This is a genomic window from Methanobacterium formicicum (genome assembly GCF_029848115.1).
Taxonomy (GTDB): domain Archaea; phylum Methanobacteriota; class Methanobacteria; order Methanobacteriales; family Methanobacteriaceae; genus Methanobacterium; species Methanobacterium formicicum.
Map to the genome: position 1 here is coordinate 1 of NZ_JARVXG010000029.1, position 4,915 is coordinate 4,915.

Annotated in this window: 3 protein-coding genes and 1 pseudogene; 2 read left to right on the forward strand and 2 right to left on the reverse strand. The window is 29.8% G+C overall.

What is annotated here, in order from left to right:
- Positions 1-432: 432 nt before the first annotated feature.
- Positions 433-1,266, forward strand: coding sequence for a glycosyltransferase family 2 protein (locus QC759_RS02175; protein WP_048073370.1), 834 nt, complete (start codon positions 433-435; stop codon positions 1,264-1,266).
- A 9-nt stretch (positions 1,267-1,275) separates the two neighbouring features.
- Here QC759_RS02175 and QC759_RS02180 read toward each other — a convergent pair whose 3' ends face one another.
- Together QC759_RS02180 and QC759_RS02185 are read right to left on the reverse strand one after the other, a co-directional pair.
- The gene (locus tag QC759_RS02180; RefSeq protein WP_279844873.1) at positions 1,276-2,403 is read right to left on the reverse strand and encodes a glycosyltransferase family 4 protein; all 1,128 of its coding nucleotides are present in this window, start codon (positions 2,401-2,403) and stop codon (positions 1,276-1,278) included.
- Positions 2,404-2,469: 66 nt separating this feature from the next.
- Positions 2,470-3,921, reverse strand: coding sequence for a flippase (locus tag QC759_RS02185; protein WP_048073372.1), 1,452 nt, complete (start codon positions 3,919-3,921; stop codon positions 2,470-2,472).
- A gap of 608 nt (positions 3,922-4,529) precedes the next feature.
- Between QC759_RS02185 and QC759_RS02190 the strand changes: the two are divergent.
- Positions 4,530-4,915, forward strand: a pseudogene (locus QC759_RS02190) (hypothetical protein); the annotation flags it as partial.

The following is a 4,915-nucleotide window of genomic DNA, read 5'->3' on the forward strand; positions in this document are numbered from 1 at the left end:
TGTAATTTCAAGTGAAAACAGGAAAACACAACTTAAAACTTACAAATTTTTTTTATTACAAAAAAAACCTGTCTTCAAATAAAAAAAATTAGGGTTTCTACAAAGCCGTAATAATAATATTGGAAACTACCTTTATGAATTAAATTATAAACGTGCCCTCTAACAATTTTAATCCCTGAACGGATCACATAAATATATCCTTTATCCTTAGCCGCATTTTTAGCTCTTGAAAGCACCATTTTTTTGGCTCCACAAACAAAGAAATCTAGATAGTTTTATCTATTGCCTTTGGTAAATTTGGATCTAATCACAGATCACCACTATCAAATTGAATTCATTAAATAATAAATATTACCATTGAATACATAAATTTCTATTATGAACTATAATAAGTTTTAAGAAAATAAAGGAAGTGCTAAGATAACGAAGATTATGCTATCTGTAATAATATTAAATTATAAAAATGTAAATCTCACATCGAAATGTGTTAGTTATGTGATTAATGCAACTAAAGATGCAAATATAAAAACTCAAGTGATAATCGTTGACAACAGCGCCCAAGAAACTGCTGATAAACTTAAAACGCTTATACCTGATGCTTATATAATTGAAAATATTGAAAACAAGGGTTTTTCTAAAGCGAATAATCAAGGTATTCTCGCTAGTGAAGGTGAATTTGTTTTACTATTGAATAATGATGCTTTTATTAATTCAAAATGTTTAGTCACTGGAATAGATTATATTAAAAATAATAATAAATGTGGAGTATGGGCTCCGAAACTAGTGGGTGAAGATGGATCCTTTCAGGTTTCGTGTGCAGAATTGCCTTCTATTAAAGGATTAATTCAGGAATATATTCTATTAAAAGATAATAATTCTTATCCTGATTTGAATAAATGGAAAGAACCACACAATGTAGGCAATGTCATCGGTGCTTTTATGCTGATGGAAAAAAAGAAAATTGAAGAAGTAGGATTATTAGATGAGGATTATTTCTTCACAGTGGAAGACGTAGACTACTGTAAAAGGATTCACGAAGCAGGATATTCTGTAATATATGATCCTAGATGTGAAATAGTCCACATTGGTGGCGCTTCACAGGAAGATAAATGGATAAACGACCCTTATATGCATAAATTCCGTGTTCTTTATTTTAGGAAAAACCATGGAGTATTTATGGCATCCTTATCAAAGATCATCATTTATATGGGGCTAAAGATTAGAAAATGCTTTTCTAAATACTCAAAACTTAGAAAAAAAGAATAATAAATTATATTATTCTTTAAAATTAAATAATTTTTTAGTGTTATTAACAAAATTATCCATTCCAAATTCTTTTATCCTCATAATAGCTGCATAACTTTTTTCTTTCAATAAATATTCATCAGTTATAAGCTTTAAAGTAATTTCCTTCAACTCTCTTGAATCATTCCATACAAAACCATCCACCCCGTCACGAACAATTTCCGGTTGTCCTCCTTTATTTATAACAACAGGAACACATCCCGCAGACATTGCCTCACCGGTGGTTATGCCAAAATGTTCCATAATTTCCGGGTTTTTGTTTTCATCTTCATTAAACCCTGTAGCATGCCAAAATATTTTTGATCTGCTGTATAAGTCTATCAGGTTCTCAAGAGAGGTGTTAACATGAAAATGTATGGGGTAACCTTTCGATTCTTCTTGACAAAGTCTTAAATATTCCTTATTTTCGGGTATATCACCTACACCCCCCGCTAAATGATATTCCCAATTTTTTACTGATTTATTATTATCATATAATTCTTTAAAGATTTTTATCATGTCCAACTGCTTTTTACTATGTGCTCCTGTGAAAAATCTACCCACACTTACTATTTTATTCTCTTTTGGACCAGGATGAAACTTTTCTATATCAACTGGTGGATTTAATATCTCTATTTTATTATCGAAATATTTTTCAACCCATTTTTTAACAAACGTGGAGTACACCACTATTTTATCATAAGTCTTAAGGTTTTGGTCAAAGAAAGTTCTTGCCATCACCCTTTCAAAAATACTTCTTTTAATATTCGTGGGGGGAATTTGACATATATAAAAATTCTTAGATGAATTAGCGGGAATAACCGTGTTTATATCTTGATTTATAAAAATATCATATTGTTTGGTTATTTTTTTTAGCAGGAATGCTTTAACGTGTTGGTGTAAATGAAGGACTTTGACAAAATAATTTAATTCGAATTTCCGAATATTTACTCCCTGTAAATCAACATTTAACCGGCTTTCCAGTTCTTCTACATTAGGTTTTTCGAAAACAATGAATTCAACATCATTTTTTTCAGCCAGGATCTCTGCAATTTTGCAGATATACTTTTCTCCACCACCATAAGCACTTAAATCAGGGGCATAAATTCCAATTTTCACATTATCACGATTCATATAATTAATTTCACTAAGAGCACAGGTAACAACTAACGCTTTAATAATATCCTAATCATCTTTTTGTTTATTAAATTCAAATGGTAAAATTTCCTTCAGAAGATTTATATCTTCATTATTAATTATTTTCATAACATAAATAACAATTAGGTATATAAATAACCCAATAATTCCTGCTAATATCCAATTTAGTTGTGTTTTTATAATATAAACAAAAATTCCCAAGACTATACCGCTTAAAATTGGTTTGAGAATATAATAATTCAAGGAAACTTTAAAGTAGTGTCTTGAAATGTAATAAAATAGTAATGAGAAACCCAATCCTTCAGTTAGAACTGTGGCAATAGAAGCACCAACGAAACTAAAGTTAGGAATAAGTATTAAAGTCAAAACCACATTAAATAATGCATTCGAACCCACTACAACAGTGACTAATCTCTGTTTATTCATAGCATTCATCATGTTGGTAAATAAGGCATTAAGGAATATTATTGGAATTGCCCAAATCAATGTTTGTAAAGCAATAATTGAAAGCACAAACTTTTCTCCATAAATAAGTAGTATTATCTCGTCTGCAAATACAAAACCATAAATAAGGATAAAGATTGCTACAACAAACAAATATTTAAACGATTTTTGATATTCAAGTTTTAATAGTTCCTTTGCTGATTCAAAGTGCCTAGACATTACAGGGAACAAAGCGGTGATAAAAAGGTTAGGTATGAATAAAAAGACATAAATTAACCTGTAAGCTGCATTATAAATACCAACTGCCTCATTACCTACCATCATAGAAAGCAGGAATGAATCTAACCAAAAATAGATTGTTACAAATATTCCTGTTACTGCAAAAGGCAGGGCTTCTTTAAATGCAGATTTACAAAAATTAATATCTATTTCTAAGTAGGGTAAAGAGATTTTTTTCACATAAATAACGAAAATATATAAAAATCCAAATATGCCTACAATAACATACACTGACGCAAAAGCGACAACAGATAATCCTAAATATATTACTGATAATGTTAAAGCCAACATTATAACATTACTTATAATCGTAGCTAAAGATTGATATTCCATTTTTTCATAAGCTTGTAAAATAGAGTAGAATACGCCAGTAAACGAACCTAATATAGTAGAAATTGCCATAACACAAATTACATTAATAATCTGTTGAGAATAACCTGCTAAATAAGAAACTATTACAATAACTCCAAATGTTATAATTCCTAAAACAATTTTTATTACAGTGGTATTTGCAAAATATTTATCCGCTAATGATTTATCTCTGGCAACTTCTCTTACAGTAAGACTTGATAAACCAAGATCGGTCAATACACCAAAAATACCAGTGATAGAAAGTGCTATAGATATGATTCCCCAACCTTCAACCCCTAAATATCTTGCACTATATACAGTTGTAAGAAAAGTGAACACATAGGCTATAATATTAGATAATATTAATACTGTAGTGTTTTTTGCTACACGACGTGCTACGCTCATATTGATAATACCTCATTCAATACAATGTGATGTAAGTGGAAATTATTTGGCATTTAGCTAATCTTGGATTAATCAATAGATGAATTCAACTTCTTAGTATGGATGATTAGATTATGTCTTATAAAGGTTTTCAATTAAGATATTGTAAAGTTAAGGGTTGAAATTCATAAAATATTACCTAAAATCACTTCAAATGTTAATGGCTGAATACAATTTAAATTACTCTGAATTAGCTTTTTAACTACATTTTTATAGCATCAACTCCCCACTTCTAATCACTCATCAAAGGCTTTTTTTTAGAGAAATAATTGTTTGAACGAGATATTGTTAAAAAAAAAGATGACTGAAAAATGAAATTTAATACTTTGAGTTTTACCCCATCTTAATCTGTTCTAAGATATAAAAATGCCCCAAATTATGTTTATTTTCAAATTTTCTATCAACAAATATATATAATAACGAATTTTTAATATTAATATACGTCTAAATGATTTTTTGAAATCCTTAAAAAGTATTCAATCATAACATAAAATAGTGTAGAGTTAATTTTTAATACTTTAAAGGGATTTTGATTCGGAGGCGATAAAATTAAAAAGATATTTTTTGTAGTGCTACTACTTGCAATAGCTGTTGTAAGTATCAATGGAACTTACGCCGCAACCGAAGACGGAAACCTATCTCACAACGAAAGCACTAATTTAACCGCTAATAACACGACTATCACAGACACAAGTGATACAAACACAAGTAATGCAAATAATCCTGATCAATCAAAATTAAGTAATTCTCCTTCTAATGACAATATGGCCGCAGGAGAACCAACAACTACCTTTACAATAGACCAGATTAAACAAGCGGCAACCACAGTCAGAGATTACATCGAAACTTACGACAAACTACCCGATAATGTATTAATCGGCACTACCACTGTTACTATGCCTCAATTCTTAGAACTACTAGCCACCGCCACCATACAAATCAACAACGGAAACAA